Here is a 25,087-nt window from a genome sequence, read left to right as displayed (position 1 = left end):
TTTACTTTTCCTCCTTATCGTCAGCCAATAATGCTTGTCGTTTTGCTTCATCCTTGATCAGTGGGAATCCAAGCTTCTTACGTTCTGCAACAAAGGCCCGCGCAATCATCCGGGCTAAGTTACGAATTCGCGATAAATAGCCGGCACGTTCGGTAACCGATACCGCTCCCCGTGCATCTAACAGATTAAAGGTATGACTACACTTTAAAACATAATCATAAGCTGGATGAACAAGCCCGGCTTTAATCAATCGTTGTGCCTCAGCCTCGTACGACTCAAAGAATTGGAGTAGCATTTCTTGATTACTCATTTCAAAACTATACTTTGAGTGTTCATATTCAGGTTCTTTAAAAATATCTCCGTACAAAACGCCATCCGTCCATTCAAGATCAAACACGTTATTAACATCTTGAATGTATTGTGAAAGTCGTTCAAGTCCGTATGTTACTTCGGCAGCAACGGGATCCATTTGAAGCCCCCCGACTACTTGGAAATAAGTAAACTGGGTCACTTCCATCCCGTCAAGCCAAACTTCCCAACCAACACCAGCGCAACCCATTGATGGGTTTTCCCAGTTATCTTCAACAAATCGAATATCATGTTCCAGCGGTTCAATTCCGAGTTCCCGTAAACTATTAAGATACAGTTCTTGAATATTATCAGGAGATGGCTTCATGATGACTTGGAACTGATGATGTTGGTATAACCGGTTTGGATTATCCCCATATCGACCATCAGCCGGACGTCTTGATGGTTCCACATAGGCCGCATTCCAAGGCTCTGGTCCAATTGCCCGCAAGAAAGTATAGGGGCTCATTGTTCCTGCTCCTTTTTCAGTATCATAAGACTGCATCAGCATGCACCCTTGTTGTGACCAATATTTTTGTAACGTAAGTATGATTTCTTGTACCGGCAATTTTTTTGTCATCACTAGTTCTCCTCTCAAAATAAAAAACCTGTAAAGATTAGACTAATGCCAATCTTTACAGGGACGATATCATTCGCGGTTCCACCCTGCTTTTTCACATCAACGTGAAACAGCTTCATTGTAACGCAACTGTTAAAGTGCCTAAAATTCAAATCGCGTGGCTTTCACCTTCCCACACTCGCTAAACCTTGAATTATTTTTACTTCGTCATTGCTGCCATATTTAATTTCTAGTTAATCATAGTCGACGTCTTTCAACTTGTCAATCGTCTTTTTGTTTTGGCTTTAATGGTGGAATTTGCTCCGCCCATGAATCCATTTGATCAATAAATCGTTTACTTTTCAAGCGCAAACCAACACCTTCATCGTAAATCTTGTCAATTACTTGCCGAAGCTTCTTTTTTGTATCCGGATGAACTGTGATCGATTTTAATTGATCCAGATCCAAAATTGAAAATCGGCGGAGATAGTAGATGGTCCGTTGATCAACATGGAGCCGATGTGGATCCAAATGATAGTGTTGCTGACAGATCACCCCGCCATATTTGAGCGAATAATCAAATGCCAAATCCGTTCGACCACAGACACTACATCCCTGCCAATTGGGGGCAATTCCAAACGGTACTAATAATTGAATTTCAATAATATTAGCAATGACTGCAGCATCTAACCCATCGTCAATTAACGTTAACGCCTGATAAATTTGATGAAACCACCGTCCCAACGGTTTTTGATCAGTGAATGCACTATCAACCAACGCTAAAACATAGGTTGCATAAGCATTTTTAACAATATCTTGCGTAATTTGATAAAAATGCGTGGTTTCCATTGTGGTATTAATAAAGCTCAATCCATCTTGGTTAAGGACCCCAGTATATTGACCACTTGTAAACGGGAGAATATCGGCGGCTACTCGCGATCCCTTTTTCTTAGCATTTTTGACAAAAAACATGGTCTTACCAATTTTGTCCGTCAAAATTTTAACTAATAAATCCCGTTCGCGATAATCACGTCGATACATCACGATACCGTTAAATTCTTGCACAGAACCACTCATCGACGTCACCCCCATCAACCAACCGACTAAAGGCTAATAATCATTTCGACGATAACCGTATGACTTGAGCATTGACCCCTTGTCACGCCAACCATCGACAACTTTTACCCATAACTTCAAGTAAACCTTGTCTCCCATCAATCGTTCAATATCTTGCCGTGCCAGTGTGCCAATTTTCTTTAACATGGCACCACCTTTGCCAATAATAATCCCTTTTTGGCCAGGGCGTTCAACAATAATCGTGGCACTGACATCGATGGTATGCTCATCTCGACGTTTGATCTGCTCGATATCAATGGCAACAGAATGCGGCACTTCTTGCCGGGTTAGTTGAAATACCTTTTCCCGAATTAATTCAGCCACTACAAATCGTTCAGGATGATCACTCACCTGATCCGCAGGATAATACTGGGGTCCATTTGGTAGCTTCTCAACTAACTCTTGAATCAGCGTTGACACATTATTCCCATTTAACGCCGAAATTGGAACAATTTTTTCATACTTAAGTGCACTTTCAAATTGCGTTTTAACATCCAATAGCCGTTCCGGCTTCACCTGATCTATCTTATTAATAACCAAGTAAATCGGTTGATGCACCTTTTTCAATCGTTCAATAATGAAGTTATCACCGGCACCTTTATTCTCCGTCGCATTCACAACGTATAAAACTGCATCCACCTCATCCAATGCAGATAACGTCGAACGTTCCATGAAGTCACCTAACTTAGTTTGTGGCTTATGGATCCCCGGTGTATCAATAAACACGATCTGTGCGTCATTAGAAGTGTAAATTCCCTGAATCTTATTTCTGGTTGTCTGGGCGACGTTACTCATGATCGCCACCTTTTGCCCGATAACTTGATTGAGCAACGTCGACTTGCCGACATTTGGCCGGCCAATTAAAGCAACAAACCCTGATTTATAGTTTGGATTATCCATTTTTACTACCACTCATTCTAAAAAAGTTTAGGAACAAAAATAATGATCGCCACAACAACAGCAAACGTAGCCGCAAGTAAAACACTTCCTGCAGCTACGTCCTTAATTTTTTTGGCCAATGGATCATAGTGATTTCGAACAATCAAATCCGTTAGCGATTCAGCAATCGTATTCGCGAATTCACTGACCACTACGAAGAAAATGGCTAAGGCAATCATTAACCACTCCAACTCTGAAATTTTAAAATACCAACCCGCTCCAACCGCAACAATCGCCGCTAGTAAATGATAGCGCATATTACGTTCATCACGAATAACCGTCCAAATGCCAACAACAGCATGCTTCATAGCTTGGACAAAATGCCGGTTTTTAGTTGTTTGCTTATCGTTTAAGCCCATAATCATCCAAGATCTTTCTTTGCAGGGTGAACATTTCTTTTTCATCCTCAGGCGTTTGGTGATCATATCCGTTCAGATGTAAAAAGCCGTGTACAACTAAAAATCCTAATTCACGGTCATTGGAGTGACCTAAAAACTTGGCCTGTTCAGCAATTTTATCAACTGAAACAAAAATATCACCAATATTTTCGGGAATTTCAGCAGCAAGCTCGTCATCCATCACCAACGGAAAATCATCATCTGCATTATCTTCAATCGCAAAACTAATCACATCGGTCGCCCGATCCACCCCACGGTATTCGCGATTTAGTTTCTGAATTCGATCATTATTAACAAACGTTACAGACATTTCCGTATCGTCTCGTAAGTCTATATACCGACCTGCATACTGAAGGACATCTTCAACTAGCTTAACTTTCTCATTTGCAACATGCTGTGTTGTTTGATCGTAAATTTCTAAGTCCATTATTCTTCCTATCGTTTCGTAGTTTCTTTTTCATACGCATTAATGATACTTGCCACTACCGGGTGCCGCACCACATCATCCGCACTAAAGCTTACAAATTCAATGTTTTTGATATTCTGCAAAATCTTCTGAGCATTGACTAATCCACTACGTGTTCCATGAGGTAAATCGATTTGCGAAATATCCCCGTTGACCACCATTTTTGATCCAAACCCGAGTCGTGTCAGAAACATCTTCATCTGCGCATTTGTTGTATTTTGAGCTTCATCCAAAATAACAAACGCCCCATCAAGGGTCCGTCCACGCATATAGGCCAATGGTGCAATTTCAATCACACCACGATCCATCAAGCGTTGTGTATGCTCCGCACCCATAATTTGGTACAGTGCATCGTATATTGGGCGTAGATATGGATCAACCTTCTCCTTGAGATCACCGGGTAAAAATCCCAGACTCTCACCAGCTTCGACAGCTGGCCGCGTTAAAATGATCTTCTCGACGTCTCCACGTTTCAACGCACTAACTGCCATTGCCACAGCAAGAAACGTTTTCCCAGTTCCTGCCGGTCCAATTCCAAAAGTCAAATCATTTTCTTGAATGGCCTTGATATACTGGCGTTGACCGAAGTTTTTAACTCGAATTGATCGACCTTGGCGATCCTTAATAATCACTTCTTTATACAAATCAGTAAAGTAATCTAAGGTCCCCCGATCGGCCATCTTCATCGCACTCACAACATCAGTACTGTTGAGGCGAATTCCATTCTTTAATAACTCTGCCAACTTCCGTAAAATCCCGAGGGTTTGATCAACCTGCAAATCATCCCCATTAATTTTTAATTCTTCACCAAACGGTCGAATCGTAACGTTCATGCCTTCTTCAAGAAGTTTCACAAATTGATCCTGCGTTCCCAAAAGGCCCATTTCAACTTCTGGATCACTCACACGAAACGTTTTTTCGACTGAACTTGTAGTTTGCTCGCTCAACTAAGAATCTCCTTTACCATGTAATCAATACAGACAAATTTTACCACATCGGTACTAATTAGACCAACGCCAGGGATTAAGGTTACTTCAATAAGTCTTTGACCGTTTGGTTAACTAATTTGCCATCTGCTTGACCCTTTAACTTAGGCATAACTGCACCCATCACTTTACCAAAGTCCGCCATACTTTGAGCACCAACTTCAGCCACTGTATCAGCCACAATCTGCTTGACTTCGTCTTCAGAAAGCTGTGCTGGCATATACTTTTCAACAACGGTAATTTCTGCTTTAGTTTGGGCGCTTAAATCTTCACGGCCGCCCTTATCAAATTCAGCTACTGAATCCTTGCGTTGCTTTAATTCACGTGATAAAACGGCAACTTCTTCATCGTTAGTTAAATCGTGACCCAAATTAATTTGTTCGTTCATCACGGCTGACTTCAGCATTCTGACAACACTCAAAGTAGTCTTATCTTTAGCCTTCATTGCTGTTTTCATATCTTGATTTAATGTTTCTAGTAAACTCATGTTTGTTGTCCTCCACATTAATTTTTATTAGTATTTTATCGTAATTAAAAACAAATGCTCCTGTCCGAATGAAAACTCATTCGATTCAGGAGCATTAACGTCCAATATTAAAAGCGTTTCTTGTTCTTACGTTTCCGAGCAGCTTCTGATTTTAACTTGCGTTTGACACTTGGCTTCTCGTAAAATTCACGCTTACGGTATTCTTGTAAAGTACCGTTCTTTGAAACCGTACGCTTAAAGCGTCGAAGAGCGTCGTCTAGAGATTCATTCTTGCGAACGACTGTTTTTGCCATATGAATTCCCTCCCTCCGAGCTTAAGATTACACGGCAAACTATACATAATTAAGACATAGTCATACTGCTGTAGATTATTATACATAATTACGATTTTATCGTCAATACAGCAAGTAATAATTTTATCATCTGTAATTTACCACAGGAATGTATTATACAGGAAATATGCTCTAATTGATAGCACTTTTCGCTATTTTTTTCGTAAAATCTGGATCAAACTTTTGTGTTACCAGCATTTCAATCTCCCGCCCATATGGCGCCACCTTATGTTTCTCGTCAATTGGAATGTACGGTGTTTCCAAAATCTTAGGTACATTTTCGAGTTGCGGATGGTGAGCAATGTAATTTAAAGTCTCAAATCCTATGGTCCCCATCCCGATGTTAGCATGCCGGTCTTTATGTGCGCCACGTTCATTTTTGGAATCATTCAAATGTAATACCTTTAACCGATCAATTCCCACGACATGATCAAACTCATTCAAAACACCATCAAAATCATTTCTTACATCATAGCCAGCATCATTGGTATGACATGTATCAAACGTGACCGATAATTTTTGATTATTTGTGACACCGTCAATAATAGTTGCAAGTTGTTCGAAGCTAATTCCCACTTCACTGCCCTTACCGGCCATTGTTTCAATTGCAATCTGAGGAATTTGGTCAGGTGTAATAACCTCGTTGAGTCCCTTAATAATCTGGTTCAATGCTTGATCCGCACCCGCGCCAACATGAGCACCAGGATGCAATGTAATTTGAGTGGCCCCAACTGCTTGTGCTCGAACAACTTCCTGCCGTAAAAAGTCGACTCCAAAAGCGAAATTTTGTGGTTTTACCGTATTTCCCAAATTCACGATATAGGGTGCATGCACAACAATATGTGACATGTGATGAGCACGAATGAATTCGTTTCCCTTTGCGATATTCATTTCAGAAATATCCTTACGGCGCGTATTCTGCGGTGCACCCGTATAAATCATAAATGTGTTTGCTTGGTAACTAGCAGCTTCCTGTGCAGCACCTAATAACATTTTAGGGGCCTTCATACTAACATGCGATCCGATCAGCATATTATCACTCCTTATAATTTAGGCTCATAGAAATGGCCCATAATTTGCATTGATTCAGTGATGGACACAAAGGCCCGGGGATCAGACTCTTCGATTGCTGATCTCAAATCGTACATTTCATAACGCGAAATCACCGTAAACAAGATGGCCTTTTCATCATGGCGATACGCGCCTTCAGCACCATGAACAATCGTGATTCCCCGGCGAATATGGTTTTGAATACTGTCAGTAACCGACTTTGGCCGGTCGGTAACGATCATAACCTGCATGAGTTGTTGGCGAGTATACACCATATCCATGACTCGAGCATTAACAACTAATCCAACAGCCGAATACAGCGCATATGGCCAACCAAATACAAATCCAGCCGCAGCAATAATTAAAACATTAAAGCTAATATTGATTTTACCCATCTTGGCACCGGTTTTTTGGCGTAACACAATCCCAATAATATCCAGTCCGCCAGTCGAAATCCCATACCGTAGTGACAATCCCGTACCAAATCCATTAATGGCACCACCAAAGATTGCACAAATCAATGGATCATGTGTCAGCGTCACTGGCTGAATAAAGCGCATCATAATACTAGCTAAGGCCACTGAAATTATGGTAAAAATCGTAAATCGATGGCTAATTTTGACCCATGCCAAAATAAATAGTGGCACGTTCAATAAAAACAGCATCAGCGCGGTACTCAGCTGAATAGGGGCATACCGAGCAGTTAACGTGTTAATCAGCTGTGCGAGTCCTGTAATTCCGGATGAATAAATATGGCCTGGTGTCCAGAAAAAATTGACCGCAATTGATACTAAAATACCATAAATAAACGCAGTCCCTGCCCGGCCAACGTACTGATGACGCTCAATTAACTTTTGTAAGTCTTCCATTTTTTACCTTTCCATTCTCACTAATCTCTCACTACTAGTCTGATTATAACAAACCGCTTTCTAACTAACACCTCAAAAAAAGGTGCATCATCATCGATACACCTTTTTTTGCATAATTCATGCTTACTATTTTGGTCTAGTTCTCGTCGTTAGGGTTGACGAAGAGGCCTAGTTCCATCAATTGCTTGTCGGCAACCGTCGATGGTGCCTCGGTCATTGGTTCTGTGGCCTTAGAGTTCTTAGGGAAGGCAATCACATCACGAATGTTATCCCGCTTAGCAAGTAACATGGCAAAACGATCCAGACCAATTGCAAGGCCGCCATGTGGTGGGAAGCCCATGTCTAAGGCATTCATAAGGAAGCCAAAGGCTTTTTCTGCCCGCTCAGGAGTGAATCCCAAAGCTTTCAGCATCTTTTCTTGTGTCTCCCGTGTATGAATACGAATTGAACCACCGCCTAATTCATAGCCGTTTAAGACAATATCGTAACTCTGTGCATGCGCTTTGTGAGGATCTTCACCCTCATCAAGATAGTGTAGATCTTCTTCGTTAGGCATCGTGAATGGATGGTGCGCAGCCGTCCAACGTTTGATTCCTTCATCATATTCGAACAATGGCCAGTTAACAACCCAGATAAAGGCGAACTCTGATTCGTCAATCATTCCCATTTCGTGAGCGATTGCTTTACGCAAGTAACCCAACGTATCCGAAACGATTTTAAAGTTGTCAGCAGCAAATAGGATCAAATCGCCAGGCTTAGCACCGACAGCCGCACTAATCTCATCTTGCTTAACCTTTAAAAACTTACCAACGGGGCCAGTAAAGCCATCTTCTGTAACCTTAATCCAGGCCATCCCTTTGGCACCAAAACGTTCAATATAAGCTGTTTTAGCATCTAAGTCCTTACGTGAATATTGTGCAGCACCGCCAGGAACACAGATCGCCTTTACAAAACCACCATTCTTCAACGCGTTCTGGAAAACTTTAAAATCAATATCCTTCACAACGTCTGACAAATCCTTTAATTCCATGTCAAACCGAATATCTGGTTTATCAGAACCAAATCGGTCCATTGATTCTTGCCAGTCAATTCGTGGAATTGGTGTCGTAATATCCACACCAGCAGCATCGTGCATGACTTGCTTGAGCAATCCTTCAGTAATCTCCTGAATTTCTTCAGCAGATAAGAAGCTCGTTTCCATATCAATCTGTGTAAATTCAGGTTGACGATCTCCACGCAAATCTTCGTCACGGAAGCAACGTGCAATTTGATAATAGCGATCAAACCCGGCACCCATCAGCAATTGCTTAAAGATCTGTGGGGATTGTGGTAACGCATAAAAATGACCTGGGTAAACACGTGATGGTACCAAATAGTCCCGAGCCCCTTCAGGAGTTGACGCAGTTAAATCTGGCGTTTCAATGTCGTAAAATCCATTGTTATCAAAGAAAGTATGTGTGGCACGCGTGATAGCGTTCCGAATCTTAAGTCCCTTTTGCATTTCAGGGCGGCGAAGGTCAAGATAACGATACTTCAACCGCAGTTCGTCTGAAACGTTAATATCGTCTTCAATGTAAAACGGTGGGTTTTTAGCTGCTGCTAGTAAGTTAGCCTCATGGATTTCAATTTCCACCTTACCTGTTTTCATCTTTGGATTAATTTCGTTGTCGGCACGTAACTTGACCGTTCCTCGAGCTTCGATCACGTATTCATTCCGAAGTTGATCAGCAACCTTCCATGCATCTTCGCTAAATTCTTGACTGAAGACCAATTGTAAAATGCCTTCACGATCACGTAAGTCGATAAAAATCAACCCACCTAAATCACGTCGTTTTTGAACCCAGCCCTTTAGTACAACTTCTTGGTTAGCTAACGTTTCGTCAACCAAACCCGCATAATTTGTTCGTTTCATTACTATTCTCCTATATATTTATCGTAAATTTCTGGAAATTTCGTGTATAAATCATCTAGTGGCAACGAAACTTCTTCACTCGTGACCATCGATTTAAAATGCGCTGTCCGGCTTTCCAGTTCCGATTGCCCAATTGTAATCACAAACGACGCATTTTCCTTATTGGCCGACTTAAATTGTGCCTTTGGTTTACGGCCAAGAAAATCACGGTTAGCTGAGAAGCCAAAACCACGAATCGCCTGTACTAGTTTTAGCGTTTCAACGTTGGTTTCATCTCCAATACCAACAACGTAGACATCCAATTGGTGACCATCAGGAACTTCGATTCCCTTATCAGCCAGTAACAGCATCAACCGTTCTAATCCAATTGCAAATCCGACACCTGCATCATCTGGTCCTCCCAGTTCCTTGACCAGACCACTATAGCGGCCACCACCACAAACAGTGGTATAGCCATGACCAAGCGCTTTAGACTGAACCATCACTTCAAAGATCGTATGGTTATAATAATCCAGTCCCCGAACCATGGTTGGATCAACAACGTAGTCGATTCCAAGTACATCTAATAGTTGTTTAACCTGTTCAAAATGACTACGTGCTTCATCAGTCAGATAATCTAAAATTGAAGGCGCATCAGCAACGAATTGCTGGTCTTCAGGTTCCTTGCTATCTAAGACACGCAATGGATTTTTCTCCAAGCGTTCCTGTGAATCGGCACTTAATTCATCGTAGTGTGGCTTCAGATAATCGATCAAGGCCTGACGATAGTCAGCGCGACTTTGCGTGTCTCCCAATGAATTAACAGCCACCCGTAGGCCATCAATCCCTAGTTGCTTAAAGTACGCTAATGCCATTGCGATCACTTCAACATCTAAGGCTGGGCTATCACTGCCGAATGCCTCAACCCCAATTTGATGAAACTGTCGCTGACGACCAGATTGTGGTCGTTCGTAGCGAAACATCGGACCGATGTAAAATGCCTTGTAGGGCTTCGTGTGTTCTGGTCCGTACAACTTGTTTTCAACGTAGGCCCGAACAACCCCCGCAGTTCCTTCTGGACGCAATGCCACATGGCGATCGCCCTTGTCATGGAAATCATACATTTCCTTAGTGACCACATCAGAAGTGTCCCCTGCTGAACGGGAAAAGATTTCAAAATTTTCAAATAATGGTGTTCTAATTTCACGGTATTGATAATCCGCAAACAATAAGCGAGCCGTCTCTTCGACAAAATGCCATTTCTCAGATTCTTCTGGCAAAATATCAGCGGTTCCTTTAGGACGTTGATAACGCATGCATATCCTCCTTTTACTCTTTTATCCGTGAATTACTCACGAATAATCGTATACCCATGGGATTCGTTTAAATAGAATTAACCTAATAAAATATAAAAAGCACCCTTGAAATACAAGGGTGCTTGACGCACGGTACCACCTTAGTGTTACTCATTGATAACGTCTAATTTGACGGGATAATTCCATCCTCCGAAGTGTCAACCTCACCCCAAGCTTACAAAACTTTCAGCACTGTTTTGCTCTCTAAAAAACTTTCTTGGTGAAGCCCTCTTCATCATCGGCTTAATCTATTTAAATTCCACAGTCAAAATTACTCGAATTTACGGCTAAAGTCAACCCATATTCTGAATTAGCCTTGCTTTTACCCCTAAAAATTCTTAAACTTATCTGAAAAGAACATAATTATTAAGGAGTCTGCTTATGTCACACTTTCGTCCCACTCGCCTCCAAATCATCATCACAACACTTTTCGTGGTGCTTGCATTGGGATTAACTTTCGCCCTTACCCGTCAAAAAACTGTCGTCGTAAGTGTCGAAAACGTCAATGTCCGGCAAGGCCCTGGTTTGAAATATAAAAAAGTTAAAACCTTAAAATCAAAGGAACGACTCAACGTACTCGCTGAAAAAAACGACTGGTACAAGGTTCGAATTAACGATCATCAATTTGGCTGGATTGCAAGCTGGCTAGTCAATCGGCGCGACAATCTCAAAAAGGCCACTAAGTTATCTGAAGCAACAATTGTCATTGATGCTGGCCATGGTGGTTGGGACTCTGGTGCAGAGTATAAAACCAACAGTAAAAAAGCACAGTACATGGAAAAAACATATACCCTTAAGATGGCGAAACTCGTCGCTGCCGATTTACGAACTAAGGGTGCTCATGTCATTCTCACACGAGATAGTGATAAATTTGTGGGGCTCAAGGCTCGGCCCGCCCTCGCCGAAAAGGTCCACGCCGATGCATTTATCAGCTTCCATTTTGACTCCTCGCCACAAAGAAATGAAGCATCCGGCCTAACAACTTACTACTACCATAAGGGGGAATCAAAAAAATTAGCTCAGACCTTAAATCGGCAATTCAATAGTCTTCCGCTAACCAATCGAGGAATTGGATTTGGTGATTTTCTTGTCATTCGTGATAATACAAGACCGGCCGTTCTTTGCGAAATGGGTTATATTAATGACACCCACGACTTTAAATCAATCAAGAGCACGACTTATCAAATGAAAGTCGCCCACTTGGTCACCCAGGGACTGAGCAATTACTTTAATGAATAAACTAGAGAAAGGATGAGACTCATGTTTAATCGTTTAGATTCAAATTGGCTATCCCAACTGCCACTCAATCATATTCAATCAGCGGTCGCTGTCAGTGGTGGCGATATCAATGACGCTTACCAGATCACCACTGATCTGAAAAAATATTTTTTGAAGGTCCAACCTCATCACCCAGCATCTTACTTTGATCATGAAGAAGCCGGTCTAACTGCTCTGGAAGCTGCTGTCCAAGTCCCCCATCCCATTGCAAAAGGGCAAATTAATGGGGATGCCTACCTATTACTTAATTGGGTTTCAAGTAGTAATGGCAGTCAAAGCGACTTGGGGACCGCAGTGGCCCGACTCCACCAGACACACCGTCAGCAATTTGGTTTTGATTTCAATCATCAGTCTGGTAATTTAACAAAAAATAACCATTGGCAGTCCAGCTGGACACTCTTCTACACTGAGCAGCGTTTGGATATGCTCGCACAGGCAGCTGCACAAAATCACGTTTGGAATACCTGGCGTCAAACCCATTTCAACCAAATGCGGCAGGCATTCATCGACTACTACGCCAGCCATCCAGTCCAGCCCAGTCTATTGCATGGTGATCTATGGTCTGGTAACTATATGTTCGATCAAAATCACACACCCGTATTGATCGATCCAGACGCTTTTTACGGTGATCGTGAATTGGATCTTGCAATGACGACCATTTTTGGTGGTTTTGATGATCATTTTTACCAAGCCTACCAAGCCCAGTATCCATTGACCCCCGGCATTAACGACCGGTTACCGTGGTATCAATTCTATTATCTGTGTATGCACTTAAACCTCTTTGGTGAGTCATACGGCGGTAGTGTGGACCGAATCTTAGGTCGATACTAAAAAAGACATCCTTTCACTTCACGTGAAGAAAGGATGTCTTTTTTGATATTAATCCGTGGGTATTGAGTCTAACTGCATCTAGTTGTGTCTAGTTTACATAACATAAATTATTTGAAGTAGCTTATTTTATCAAGGGTAACAACTCTGACATTTGGTGAATGCTCTGCTCCGGTTGTACCGTTCGATGAATTAAATCATCAGGATCAAATAAAACTCCCGCAATACCAGCATTATGTCCAGCTTCAATGTCCAGGTTCCGATCACCTACCATTACGGCATCTTGTCGATCAACCTGATGTCGATCTAATAAATAGTTCAATGAAGTGGGATCTGGTTTTCGGGGAAAAGGATTCTCTGCTGTGACAAAGTCCGTAAAAAGATTCGTAATTTCATCATGATCCATAAACGTTAATGAACTACCGTTTCGATGTGTTAGTAAATAGTTTGCTCCACCACGCGAAACGATTGTCTGTAGTACTTCACGGACACCTTTAAAAAGCTGGGGATGTTGCAGTTGTTTTTCTAGTGGATAGTAAATAGCTTCTAATGCCAGCCTTTGGATATGATATTCACGCGCATACTGATCAAATGCCACGCCTAAACTTTCCTGCCGCATCAGCTGATAAATATGATGTTTCTCAACTGGTATTTCAAAATGCGTTAGCGTCTTAGCGAAGGCCAATACCATTTTGGGATAAGTGTCATACAAAGTACCATCTAAATCCCAGAAAAATGTCGTATACATCAAGCTCCCCCTACCCTTTCTTCGGCTTAGCCAAGCTTACTTTTCGTAAATAATTGTCGTTGGACCATCGTTTTCCAGTTCAATTTGCATTTCTGCACCAAAATGACCAGTTTCAACGTGAACACCAGCAGCCCTGAGCTTCTCATTGAACAAATTATACAGGGGTTCCGCAATATCCGGCTTAGCCGCTAGCGAAAATCCAGGTCGATTTCCATGCTTTGTATCTGCATACAAAGTAAACTGCGAAACTGACAAAATGGCACCTTGAACATCGTTTAAGCCCAAATTCATTTTACCATCTTCATCTTCAAAAATTCTGACGTTAATGATTTTATGAACTAAGTAATCTAATTGTTCTTCTCCGTCTTCCGGAGCAAACCCGACCAGTAGCATGTAACCAACGCCGATTTTACCAACAACTTCTTGGTCGATCGTAACTTGGGCATGGTTAACCTTTTGTAATACAACGCGCATTTTATTTTCCTACCTAACTAGAATAAATTAATGAATTGTCCGCTTTACAACATAAACATCTGGAATGTTTTTTAAGTTATCCATAATGTGTTGCAAATGGTCACGATTGCGAATACCAATGGAAGCATTAATCGTCACCATCTTATCATGATCGACCTTTCCATTGACCGAATTCAAGAACTTCGTACTATTATTAATGGACTTCAAAACATCATTCAGTAATCCATTACGATTATAGCCTTGGACCTCTAAATCGGCATTGTAATTGGTCTTATCACCATCGGGATTCTCCCACTTAACCTTGATAATCCGCTCACCATGTTCTTCTGCCGCTATAATATTAGGACATCCAACTCGATGAACCGACACACCACGGCCCTTGGTAATATAACCAACAATTTCATCACCTGGAATGGGACTGCAGCAATGGCTTAAACGGACCAATAAATTATCGACCCCTTCAATAATAACGCCGCCCTGCGCCGTTGACCGTTTCTTTTCATGGTGCACTTCATCTTCGGCCAATGTTTTGTGTTCTTCCAACAATGCCCGCTCTGTTTGCCGTTGCTTATCGTTTTCAATTTGTTGCCGCGCATCTTTGGACATTCGGTTAGCCACCCCCGCAGGTTGTAAATCACCGAACCCAATAGCGGCAAACATGTCATCATGGCTACTATAATGCAGCTGTGCTGCAACTTCAGCCTCTTTATCTGGCGTCATGATTCCATGAGCATTAAAACCGGCATCACGAAGCTTTTTTTCCACCATTTCATGGCCCACGACAATATTTTCTTTACGATCAGCCTGCCGGAAAAACTGCTTAATCTTGTTACGGGCGCGTCGTGTTGAAACTAGATTTAGCCAATCACGACTGGGACCAGCTGAAGAAGTCGACGTTAAAATATCGACAATATCACCATTCTTAATTTCATAGTCCAACGGTACAATTTTACCATTTACTTTAGCACCGGTTGTCTTATTCCCAACTTCAGTATGAATTGTGTACGCCATATCAAGCGGTCCGGCACCCTTCGGTAGCTCAAAGACATCGCCTTTGGGGGTAAACGCATAAACACGATCCGCAAAAATATCCCCCTGTACCCCCTGCATAAATTCATCAGCATCACTGCTTTCACTTTGCAGTTCCAGTATCTCTTTGAACAGATTGAGCTTTTTACCAGATTCGCTTTGTTTAACCCCGTTAGTCTTGCCTTCTTTGTATGCCCAATGGGCCGCAACCCCTAATTCGGCCACTTCATGCATCTCATGGGTTCGAATTTGAATCTCTAATGGACGCCCTTCTGGACCAACAACCGTCGTATGCAGTGACTGATAACCATTCACCTTTGGCATGGCAATATAATCCTTGAATCGACCCGGCATTGGTGTCCAGCTAGTATGAATGGCTCCTAGGACCGCATAACAATCCTTAATCGAATCCACTACCACACGAATGGCCAACAAGTCATAAATTTGACTAAATTGCTTATGCTTAGTTACCATTTTACGGTATACCGAATAGATGTGCTTTGGGCGTCCGTAAATTTCCGTATCACCGCCCAATTCTAAATCACTAATCGCACGTTTGATATCTTCAATCGCGTGATTAATATATTCAATGCGCTGATCCCGACGAGAATTCATTAGATGCACAATTCGATAGTACTGTTGTGGATTTAAATACCGTAGTGAAAGATCTTCTAGTTCCCACTTGATAGTACTAATCCCTAATCGATCAGCAATTGGCGCGTAAATTTCGAGTGTCTCATTCGCAATGCGTCGTTGCTTATCAGGACGCAAATGCTGAAGTGTCCGCATATTATGCAACCGATCGGCCAATTTAACAATCATCACTCGAATATCTTTCGACATCGCCAACAATAGTTTGCGATGGTTTTCGGCCATCTGCTCTTTATTCGACTTATACTTAATTTTACTGAGCTTTGTATCGCCATCCACGATCATGGCAACCTCCGGACCAAACAAAATACGCACATCTTCCAACACGACACCAGTATCTTCAACGATATCATGTAAATAACCGGACACAACCGTCTCCGGATCCATGTGTAATTTGGCCAAGATTCCTGCTACTTGGATGGGATGGATAATATAAGGCTCACCTGACCTTCTTCGTTGATCATTGTGAGCTGTTTCAGCAAAGTGGTAGGCACTTTCAACCATCTTGACATGTTCTTCATTCATGTACGAAGCAACAATATTTTTTACATCTTCATGGGTTAGATTCTTTTCTTTAGGCATTATTCACCAACTTGCTTTCCAATTAGTTTATCCAAATTCTCGTTTGATTAATTATACATGTAACTAATAATTAATAGCAACTATGCCTGCTGTTTCGTCATTGAATAGCTAAGGTACGCTACACCAAGATAAACCAGCGCAAAATAATACGTGTACTTTGGCAAATATAGATAAGCACCAATCAAGTAGCATACCGGAAAAACAAATAGCTTCCACCAGCCGAGCCGTTGCTTGGTAATTCTAATTCCAGAATAAATGGCATAGCCACCGTTTATCAGAATCAAAAGTAAGATAACGGATGTCACACGATGGATAAAGGGTGCGTACTCTCCGAGCGCCGTCAGCACAATACCAATTATAATTGACCATCCAAATAATGATTTATCGAGTGTCTGCCAAAATTTACGTCCATATGTCATCGATCATTTCTCCAATTCAAAGTAGTAAGAAATTGCTGCCAGTAAATATAATGGTGCAGTTTCGGTTCGTAGTATTCTTGGTCCTAATCCAGCTGGAATAACATCACGATCAGTTAATCGCTTGATCTCATCTTCAGTTAAGCCACCCTCAGGACCGATAACAGCCAATAGTGTATCACCGTTTTGCATTTGATGAAACACACGAGATAAATTTGACTGTTCACCTTGCTTCGCCGACTCCTCCCATGCAACAATTTGATGTTCAGCCGCAGCCTCATTGACCGCCTGTAACAAATCGGTTTGATAAACAATTTGTGGTATCACAGTTCGATGCGACTGCTCGGCCGCACCCCGAGCAACTTTCACTAATTTTTCAATTTTTTTCTGTCGCCGATCGGAATGCCACCTAGAAATTGACCGTTCCGCCTCGAAAAAAATAATTTTATCGACCCCAAGTTCCGTTGCCTTTTGAACGATCAGCTGTGCCTTTTCCCCCTTCGGAACACCACACGCTAATGTGACATTAACTGGCAGTTCACTGGACGTCGTTATTTCATGATCTACCTGTACCCAAGCTCGTTTTCCGTCAACTTTAATTAACTGTGCAACAACTTCGACCCCATCATCCAAAACGAATTCTGCTAAATCCCCCACTTGTGCCCGCATGACCGTCACAAAATGATGAGCCACCTCGCTGGACAACTCAAAACCACCATCTATAATTTTAGTTTGCTTTAAAAAATAACGTTGCACTTTAATTCACCTATTCGTCAGGCAACGGCTTCCGCGCAATTACCCCGTACCAATCTTTAATCTGCATTTTTTCTTCGATCACAAAGCCCTGATTTTCAATAGCTTCCGTCACAACTTGAATTTTATCAGCAATAATTCCCGAACATAGAAAGTAGCCATTGTTTTTCAGATTCTCAAACGCTTGCGGAACTAATGGAATAATGATTTCAGCTAAAATATTAGCTACAATCACATCAACCTGCTCATGAATGCCGGCTAATAAATCATTAGCGGCCACTTTAATCGGTTGCGCCTTAGGATTAAGCTCAATGTTATCTAATGCTGACTTAACGGCCACGTCGTCAACATCGTAAGCATTAACCTTTGCAGCTCCCAACAAACGTGCGGCAATGCTTAATACACCTGAACCCGTACCAACATCAAGGACCGTTTCGTTGCCACGAAGCGTCATTTCCAGTGCCTGCAACATGAGTTTCGTTGTTGGATGAGTCCCAGTCCCGAAGGCCATCCCCGGATCCAGATAGATAACCCGCTCATCGTCTTGTGCAGCTTGATACTCTTCCCAGTCGGGAACAACCGTTAAATGCCTCGTCACTCTGACGGGATGGTAATACTTTTTCCAAGCGGTTGCCCAATTTTCATCTGAGACGGCGCTAGTGACTACTTCTCCAGCACCAGGATCTAACCCGAATTCTTTAAGTGCCAGAACCCGTTGCTTAATTGTCGGTAAAATTTCTGGTACAAAAATATTTTGTGGATAGTAGGCCGTTACAGCTGCTCCCTTTTCTAAATGGGGAATGTCGTTTGGATCAATAATTTCCCCGTGGGCACCAAACTTACCCGGCCGTAATTTTTCAAAATCTTTCGCATCTTCTATTTTAACACCGGTTGCACCTAGATCATTTAGGATGAAACTAACTGCTTCGACGGCTTCACTTTCAGTTTTAACTGTTACTTGTGTCCACTGCATCGAGTGTCCTCCTCGTATTGTTTTATAACCCACCGAAAAACGAATATCTACATTTTATCATATAAATCAAAAAAGCGTGATCAACCAATTGTCTAATCACGCCCCCCGAGTTATTCAATTGTTAGCCCTGTTCAGACTTTTCCTTCTCAACCTCTTTTTCTTCAGCTCGCTTTTCAGCAACCTGTTCCAGGTCTTGATAATTTGCTGGCTCATCCGCATACTTCAAAATATTTGACTCCAAATGGCGCTCAAGATAAGAAACCAATTCAGCCTCAGTTTTGAATTTGCGTGGATGATGCTGGCGATGCAGTCGAAGATCAATTTCATTGATTTTCAACCGTCCTGTCCATGTATGGGAGTAACGAATGATTACCCGATTATTCAATTCATTTTTCCCAAAAGTGAAAACATAAACATGTTGTGAAATCATCATCGGTCGAATATATTCTTTTTTGTATTTCAAGTCATGTTTACGCATGAATTGTTTGGTTTTGTTTAGCATGGTAATCACCTCCTACCGATTAACTTTTAAGTTAATATCATACTTTATTAACTGTAACATGTAAACCCTTTTTTTGTGAAATATTTTTGATCGCAATACTTACAATTATCAAATTCTTAATCCCACCTTGTAATCTGGTTCACTAATAGGATTAGTTTACCATAATTATTCTCCATTTAGCGCAGTTTAACCGATTTAATTAGATTAGTGTGAATTGTCCCTATTTCATATCTGCTTTCACCAATAGAAAAAGCCGACTTTTGTCGACTTTAAGTAAAAGTTGCGATTTAAATTCCGTTTTTTCGTTTTGCTTCTGTGTGAATCAAATGCTTCTGAGCACGGTGTGCCGGTGCATGGTTATGTGTGTTCTTGATTACCTTTTCAGGAGCATCTGTCTCGCTCGTTCGCTTGTCAGCACGCCGAGTACTTGCGTCTGTCTTCTTTTCCGGTTTTTTCATAGTAAAAACCTCCTATGGTCAATCGCGAAAGCAGCTTATTATTTATATAAGTAATACTATATGATGTTTTCCAAAAATGCAATCAATAACCACTAAAATACTAATCTTTCAGCATTTGTACTTAACTAATGGTAGAAAAAAGACAGCCCCGGCTAAGGGTTGTCTAGTATGTTGCAACTTGCACTCTTGGGAAGTGCGCAGAAAAAACACTGCATCCGAATGGATGGTTAGTTAAATCAGTAAAATCTAGCAAAAAAACTGATTCTTCTTTATTCTAACGGATTACATGATTTGATGTCACCTATTTTTAAAATTTATTACATCACATCAACATGAAAAAATGTAACTTCACGGGTTAAATGTTGATTAATTTGCTAAAACTTATGAAATCCTGGGTATCTTATCAACATAAAGCCAAAATGGAGCCAAAACACTAAAAAGGACTAACTCTAAAATCGGGCTAGTCCTTTAATCGTTGATATGACGCTATTTTTTGTGTGTTTCTTCTTCATCCGTCTGCAAAACGGCCATAAAGGCCTCTTGTGGAATGTCCACAACACCAACAGACTTCATCCGTTTCTTACCTCGCTTTTGTTTCTCCAGAAGCTTAGCGCGACGATCAGGGTCACCGGTATGAATGCGTGCGGTAACATCCTTTCGGTAGGCTCGAATATTAGTTCGAGCAATGATTTTAGCACCAATCGCAGCTTGAATCGGAATTTCAAAGTTTTGTCGTGGAATAATTGTCTTCAACTTCGCCGTAATTTCACGACCCCGTTGAGCGGCGAAGCTTCGGTGTGCAATAAAACTCAAGGCATCTACTTTATCACCATTAAGTAAAATATCAATTTTCACCAAATCACCAGCACGATAGTCCTCTAACTCGTAATCCAATGATGCATATCCACGCGTATTGCTCTTCAATTTATCGAAAAAGTCATAAATAATTTCAGACAACGGAATATGATAAATAACATTCACCCGAATATCATCCAGATATTCCATTGTTTCAAAGATCCCACGTTTACGTTGACACAGTTCCATTACAGCACCAACATAATCATTTGGCACCATAATCTGTGCCTTAACATAGGGTTCATTAATTGTTTTAATAGCAGCTGCATCTGGCATTTCAGCTGGATTATCCACCGCTTTTTGTGTACCGTCTGCCAAATCGATACGATATGTGACAGAGGGCGCAGTCGTAATCAAATCTAGGTTAAATTCACGTTCCAAACGCTCTTGGACAACATCCATATGCAATAGTCCCAAAAAGCCACAGCGAAAACCAAATCCCAATGCTTGGGACGATTCCGGATCAAAAGTTAAGGCCGCGTCATTGAGTTGCAATTTTTCGAGTGCTTCCCGTAAATCATTAAACTTAGCATTGTCGGTCGGATAAAGACCTGAATATACCATCGGTGTCATTTTTCGATAACCCGCTAATGCCTTATCCGTTGGATTTTTAGCATCGGTAACGGTATCACCGACTTGAGTATCCTGAATATCCTTGATACTAGCCGTAATGTAACCAACATCACCCGCCATCAACATCTCGGTTGCTAACGGCTTGGGCGAATTAACGCCGACTTCAGTAACATCATACTCAGTGCCACCATTGACAAGTCGAATCCGATCACCCGCCTTCACGGTTCCCTCAAAGACTCGCACACTAAGAACCACACCACGGTAATCATCGTACACTGAATCAAATATCAACGCTTTCAGTGGCGCGGTTAGGTCGCCATCGGGGGCCGGCACATTTTTAACAATTTGCTCCAAAATATCCTCAATACCTATTCCAGCCTTGGCGCTCGCCAAAACCGCATTAGAGGCATCAATTCCAATTTCATCCTCGATTTGTTGCCGCACTTTTTCAGGTTCTGCCGATGGTAAATCAATTTTGTTGATTACCGGCAATACTTCCAAATCATTGTCGATTGCTAAATAAACATTGGCCAGCGTCTGCGCTTCGACACCTTGAGCCGCATCGACTACCAATACGGCACCCTCACAGGCAGCCAATGATCGTGAAACCTCATAAGAGAAGTCCACGTGACCAGGAGTATCAATTAAGTGAAGGGTGTACGTTTCACCATCCTTTGCATGATACTTCAATGCCACCGCGTTTAGTTTGATCGTAATGCCCCGTTCACGTTCCAAATCCATTGTATCTAACAGTTGATCTTGCATCTCCCGCTTAGATACCGTATCCGTCAATTCAAGAATTCGATCGGCCAATGTTGATTTTCCATGATCAATATGGGCAACAATGGAAAAATTGCGAATATGTTTCTGTCGTTCTTTCATTTCCTGTAAATTCATCGTTAAACTCACTTTCTCCGTGTTTCACTCTTCTAAGTATAACAATGCTTTCCATACATCTCAATCTATATCCAAAACCCACTCAAAAAAGAGTGTGACAGCACAGCCACACCCTTAATTCATTTGATTAATCATCGAAAGCATCTTTTAACTTGTCAAACACGCTTTTTTTAACACCCGAAACGCGTTCGCCACTAGCAGCAGCAAAAGCCGTGAGGGCCTCTTTTTGCCGTTTGTTGAGGTTCTTCGGTGTTTCAACGCGAACGGTCACGTGCTCGTCACCATTCCCTTTACCGTTGAGTTTAGGAGCACCTTTACCACGTAAGCGGAATTTAGTTTCAGTTTGCGTTCCAGAAGGGACCTTTAGTTTAACGTCACCATGAACCGTTTTAACCTGAATTTCATCCCCTAAGGCTGCCTGTGAAAAACTAATCGGTTGATCAAAGTAGATATCAGCCCCATCACGACGAAATTCACGACTCGGCGTTACATGGAAAATGATATAAAGATCACCGTATGGGCCTCCATTGGCACCAGCTTCCCCTTGATTTTGTAACCGCATTTGTTGACCATCGTCAACACCGGCGGGAACATTCACCTTTAGTTCATGGCGCTGTGCAACATGTCCGGAGCCACCGCAAGTAGTGCATTTTTCTTTAATTTCTTTTCCTGTACCACCACAAACATCACAGGTCGTTTGTGTCCGCATCCGGCCCAGCGGTGTATTCTGAATCACATCAATCACACCGCGGCCACCACACTTCGAGCAGGTCACGGGAGAAGTGCCTTCCTTAGCCCCTGTACCATGACAAGTTTCACATTGCGCATCACGATTATACTTGATAGTGGTCGTTTTACCGAAGATTGCTTCTTCAAATTTAAGCGTCATCGTATACTGTAGATCGCGTCCTGGTTGTGGTGCCGACGGATCGCGCCGACGGCCACCACCGCCACCAAAGAACTGACTGAAGATGTCATCAAAACCGCCACCGCCGCCAAAACCACTGAAGTCTTGACCGCCGCCAAAGCCACCAAACCCTTGGCCTTGTGGTCCAGCTGATCCATACTGATCGTATTGCTGTCTTTTTTGTCCGTCACTAAGCATCTCGTAGGCCTCGTTAACGTCCTTAAACTTTTGCTCTGCTCCCGGTTCTTTATTGATATCCGGGTGATACTTTTTGGAGAGCTTCCGATATGCTTTTTTAATTTCATCCTGCGAGGCATCCTTAGACACACCCAGAACATCATAATAATCTTTTTCTGCCATTATGGTCCTCCAAAACAATTACTGCATTATTTATACCACATTTTGTTAGACGAAGTAAAAGCCAAAGTCCACAAAATGTCCTTTGGCCTTCACTAAATCTAATTTAAATAACACTATTCCTTAGCAAAAGCGGCGTCTAGACAAACACTACTTCTTGTCGTCTGGATCAACTTCTTCGAAGTCACCGTCAACAGTCTTACCATCGTCGCCTGATTTGTCGCCCTTATCGTCGGCGGCACCATCAGCACCACCTTGAGCCTGTTGTGCTTGTTGATAAAGTTTAACGGAAAGATCTTGGACAATCTTGTTCAGATCATCTTTCTTAGTCTTCATTTCTTCAACGTTGTTGTCTTCTTTAGCCTTCTTCAATGCATCACGTGCATCTTCAGCCTTCTTGACTTCTTCGTCAGAAACCTTACCCTTCAAATCTTCCAAGGTCTTATCAACTTGGAACAAAAGTTGGTCAACTTCGTTATTCAAGTCAACTTCTTCACGTTTCTTCTTGTCGGCTTCTTCGTTTTCCTTAGCTTCATTCTTCATACGTTCAATTTCTTCATCAGTTAATCCTGAATTACTCTTGATCGTAATCTTTTGTTCCTTATTAGTTCCCATATCCTTCGCAGAAACATTAACAATCCCGTTTTTATCGATATCGAATGTCACTTGAATTTGAGGAACGCCACGTGGGGCAGCTGGAATATCAGTCAACTGGAAGTTACCTAACGTCTTATTGTCAGCAGCCATTGGCCGTTCACCTTGTAAAACGTGGATGTCAACAGCCGGTTGGTTATCTGCGGCAGTTGAGAAAACTTGGCTCTTTGAAGTTGGAATTGTGGTGTTACGGTCAATCAACTTCGTGAAGACACCACCCATGGTTTCAATTCCTAATGAAAGTGGTGTGACATCAAGGAGAACAACATCTTTAACATCACCAGTCAACACACCACCTTGAACGGCAGCACCTAAAGCAACCGCTTCGTCAGGGTTAATTGAGTGGTTAGGTTCCTTACCCGTTAAATCACGAACCATATCTTGAACAGCTGGAATCCGAGTTGAACCACCGTTAAGGATTACTTCATCAATTTCACTGAATGATAATCCGGCATCCTTCAGGGCATTCAGAACGGGTTGCTTTGTCTTTTCAACAAGGTCCACAGTTAATTGGTTGAACTTAACCCGTGATAATGATTTTTCCAAATGCAATGGGCCTGCGGCACCTGCAGAGATAAATGGTAAGCTAATTTGAGCTTCACTTACACCAGACAAATCTTTTTTCGCCTTTTCAGCAGCATCTTTCAACCGTTGTAAAGCCATCTTGTCCTGCTTTAAATCAACGCCATTTTCTTGTTTGAATTCATCAACTAACCAGTCAATGATCTTTTGGTCAAAATCATCACCACCAAGGTGTGTATCACCATTAGTTGAGAGTACTTGGAAAACGCCATCCCCTAATTCAAGGACAGAAACATCAAACGTCCCACCACCAAGATCGTAAACCAAAATCTTTTCATCTTTGTCTTGCTTATCAAGACCATATGCCAAGGATGATGCCGTTGGTTCATTGATAATTCGCTTAACTTCCAAACCGGCAATTTTACCAGCATCTTTAGTTGCTTGACGTTGTGCATCATTGAAGTATGCAGGAACTGTGATAACGGCCTGGTTAACTTCATCGCCTAAATAGTCTTCAGCATACTTTTTCAAGTACTGTAAGATCATTGCTGAAATTTCTTGAGGGGTATATTTCTTGCCTTCAACTTCGACAGTATAATCTGCTTCGCCCATGTGGCTCTTAATTGAAACAATTGTGTTGGGGTTTGTGATTGCTTGACGTTTAGCAACTTCCCCTACTTGAGTCTCGCCATCTTTAAATGAAACAACAGATGGTGTTGTCCGACTACCTTCTGGGTTAGTGATAATCTTTGGTTCGCTACCTTCCATCACAGCAACTGCTGAGTTAGTAGTTCCTAAATCAATTCCGATAATTTTATTACTTGCCATATTTAA

General features: G+C 41.8%; 25 protein-coding genes. 2 read left to right on the top strand and 23 right to left on the bottom strand.

Annotation, left to right across the window (positions count from 1 at the left end):
* Position 1: 1 nt before the first annotated feature.
* From glyQ to hisS, 12 genes are all read right to left on the bottom strand, one after another.
* Positions 2-928, bottom strand: coding sequence for a glycine--tRNA ligase subunit alpha (gene glyQ, locus FC26_RS01025; protein WP_057777188.1), 927 nt, complete (start codon positions 926-928; stop codon positions 2-4).
* 261 nt (positions 929-1,189) lie between these two features.
* Complete coding sequence (gene recO / locus FC26_RS01020; RefSeq protein ID WP_057777187.1) at positions 1,190-1,984, bottom strand: DNA repair protein RecO; 795 nt, start codon at positions 1,982-1,984, stop codon at positions 1,190-1,192.
* 33 nt (positions 1,985-2,017) lie between these two features.
* The gene (era, locus tag FC26_RS01015) at positions 2,018-2,923 is read right to left on the bottom strand and encodes a GTPase Era (protein WP_057777186.1); all 906 of its coding nucleotides are present in this window, start codon (positions 2,921-2,923) and stop codon (positions 2,018-2,020) included.
* 17 nt (positions 2,924-2,940) lie between these two features.
* Positions 2,941-3,321 carry a diacylglycerol kinase family protein gene (locus FC26_RS01010; protein ID WP_057777349.1) on the bottom strand — a complete coding sequence of 127 codons (381 nt, stop codon included), beginning with the start codon at positions 3,319-3,321 and terminating at the stop codon, positions 2,941-2,943.
* A complete protein-coding gene (gene ybeY / locus FC26_RS01005; protein WP_057777185.1) occupies positions 3,305-3,787 on the bottom strand; it encodes an rRNA maturation RNase YbeY in 483 nt (160 codons plus the stop codon). The genes FC26_RS01010 and ybeY overlap by 17 nt, the downstream gene beginning before the upstream one ends.
* Positions 3,788-3,795: 8 nt before the next feature.
* Entirely contained in the window at positions 3,796-4,773 is a 978-nt protein-coding gene (locus FC26_RS01000) for a PhoH family protein (protein ID WP_057777184.1), read from the bottom strand.
* Between the two features lie 82 nt (positions 4,774-4,855).
* Positions 4,856-5,299 (bottom strand): GatB/YqeY domain-containing protein, encoded by a 444-nt coding sequence (locus FC26_RS00995; RefSeq protein ID WP_057777183.1) that lies wholly within the window; start codon positions 5,297-5,299, stop codon positions 4,856-4,858.
* A 107-nt stretch (positions 5,300-5,406) separates the two neighbouring features.
* On the bottom strand, positions 5,407-5,592 hold the full coding sequence (gene rpsU, locus FC26_RS00990) for a 30S ribosomal protein S21 (RefSeq protein ID WP_010622233.1): 186 nt from the start codon (positions 5,590-5,592) through the stop codon (positions 5,407-5,409).
* Between the two features lie 171 nt (positions 5,593-5,763).
* Positions 5,764-6,663 (bottom strand): deoxyribonuclease IV, encoded by a 900-nt coding sequence (locus FC26_RS00985; RefSeq protein WP_057777182.1) that lies wholly within the window; start codon positions 6,661-6,663, stop codon positions 5,764-5,766.
* 11 nt (positions 6,664-6,674) lie between these two features.
* Positions 6,675-7,550, bottom strand: coding sequence for a YitT family protein (locus FC26_RS00980; RefSeq protein ID WP_057777181.1), 876 nt, complete (start codon positions 7,548-7,550; stop codon positions 6,675-6,677).
* Positions 7,551-7,686: 136 nt separating this feature from the next.
* Complete coding sequence (gene aspS, locus FC26_RS00975; protein ID WP_057777180.1) at positions 7,687-9,462, bottom strand: aspartate--tRNA ligase; 1,776 nt, start codon at positions 9,460-9,462, stop codon at positions 7,687-7,689.
* A 2-nt stretch (positions 9,463-9,464) separates the two neighbouring features.
* Positions 9,465-10,757 (bottom strand): histidine--tRNA ligase, encoded by a 1,293-nt coding sequence (gene hisS, locus FC26_RS00970; RefSeq protein WP_057777179.1) that lies wholly within the window; start codon positions 10,755-10,757, stop codon positions 9,465-9,467.
* 420 nt (positions 10,758-11,177) lie between these two features.
* Here hisS and FC26_RS00965 point away from each other — a divergent pair, with 420 nt between their 5' ends.
* Entirely contained in the window at positions 11,178-12,035 is an 858-nt protein-coding gene (locus tag FC26_RS00965; protein WP_057777178.1) for an N-acetylmuramoyl-L-alanine amidase family protein, read from the top strand.
* 21 nt (positions 12,036-12,056) lie between these two features.
* Positions 12,057-12,905: a fructosamine kinase family protein gene (locus FC26_RS00960; protein WP_057777177.1), complete on the top strand. Its 849-nt coding sequence runs from the start codon at positions 12,057-12,059 to the stop codon at positions 12,903-12,905.
* A gap of 121 nt (positions 12,906-13,026) precedes the next feature.
* Here the strand turns inward: FC26_RS00960 and FC26_RS00955 are convergent, their stop codons facing one another.
* From FC26_RS00955 to dnaK, 11 genes are all read right to left on the bottom strand, one after another.
* Entirely contained in the window at positions 13,027-13,650 is a 624-nt protein-coding gene (locus FC26_RS00955; protein ID WP_057777176.1) for an HAD-IA family hydrolase, read from the bottom strand.
* Positions 13,651-13,686: 36 nt separating this feature from the next.
* Positions 13,687-14,124, bottom strand: a complete 438-nt coding sequence (gene dtd, locus FC26_RS00950) for a D-aminoacyl-tRNA deacylase (protein WP_057777175.1) — start codon at positions 14,122-14,124, stop codon at positions 13,687-13,689.
* 27 nt (positions 14,125-14,151) lie between these two features.
* Positions 14,152-16,386 (bottom strand): RelA/SpoT family protein, encoded by a 2,235-nt coding sequence (locus FC26_RS00945; protein WP_057777174.1) that lies wholly within the window; start codon positions 16,384-16,386, stop codon positions 14,152-14,154.
* A gap of 80 nt (positions 16,387-16,466) precedes the next feature.
* Positions 16,467-16,805 (bottom strand): hypothetical protein, encoded by a 339-nt coding sequence (locus FC26_RS00940; protein WP_057777173.1) that lies wholly within the window; start codon positions 16,803-16,805, stop codon positions 16,467-16,469.
* A 3-nt stretch (positions 16,806-16,808) separates the two neighbouring features.
* Positions 16,809-17,558, bottom strand: a complete 750-nt coding sequence (locus FC26_RS00935) for a 16S rRNA (uracil(1498)-N(3))-methyltransferase (protein WP_057777172.1) — start codon at positions 17,556-17,558, stop codon at positions 16,809-16,811.
* Between the two features lie 10 nt (positions 17,559-17,568).
* On the bottom strand, positions 17,569-18,528 hold the full coding sequence (gene prmA / locus FC26_RS00930) for a 50S ribosomal protein L11 methyltransferase (protein WP_057777171.1): 960 nt from the start codon (positions 18,526-18,528) through the stop codon (positions 17,569-17,571).
* A gap of 121 nt (positions 18,529-18,649) precedes the next feature.
* Entirely contained in the window at positions 18,650-19,006 is a 357-nt protein-coding gene (locus FC26_RS00925; RefSeq protein WP_083483712.1) for a hypothetical protein, read from the bottom strand.
* A gap of 311 nt (positions 19,007-19,317) precedes the next feature.
* Positions 19,318-19,488, bottom strand: a complete 171-nt coding sequence (locus tag FC26_RS12650) for a hypothetical protein (protein ID WP_157060995.1) — start codon at positions 19,486-19,488, stop codon at positions 19,318-19,320.
* 486 nt (positions 19,489-19,974) lie between these two features.
* Positions 19,975-21,813 (bottom strand): translation elongation factor 4, encoded by a 1,839-nt coding sequence (gene lepA / locus FC26_RS00920; RefSeq protein ID WP_057777170.1) that lies wholly within the window; start codon positions 21,811-21,813, stop codon positions 19,975-19,977.
* A 127-nt stretch (positions 21,814-21,940) separates the two neighbouring features.
* Positions 21,941-23,080: a molecular chaperone DnaJ gene (dnaJ, locus tag FC26_RS00915; RefSeq protein WP_057777169.1), complete on the bottom strand. Its 1,140-nt coding sequence runs from the start codon at positions 23,078-23,080 to the stop codon at positions 21,941-21,943.
* 147 nt (positions 23,081-23,227) lie between these two features.
* Positions 23,228-25,081: a molecular chaperone DnaK gene (dnaK, locus tag FC26_RS00910; protein WP_057777168.1), complete on the bottom strand. Its 1,854-nt coding sequence runs from the start codon at positions 25,079-25,081 to the stop codon at positions 23,228-23,230.
* Positions 25,082-25,087 lie beyond the last annotated feature (6 nt).

Origin of the sequence: Paucilactobacillus vaccinostercus DSM 20634 (assembly GCF_001436295.1) — a bacterium.
Classification (GTDB): domain Bacteria; phylum Bacillota; class Bacilli; order Lactobacillales; family Lactobacillaceae; genus Paucilactobacillus; species Paucilactobacillus vaccinostercus.
Note: the sequence above shows the minus strand (reverse complement) of the source record. Positions and strands in the feature narration are given on the sequence as shown.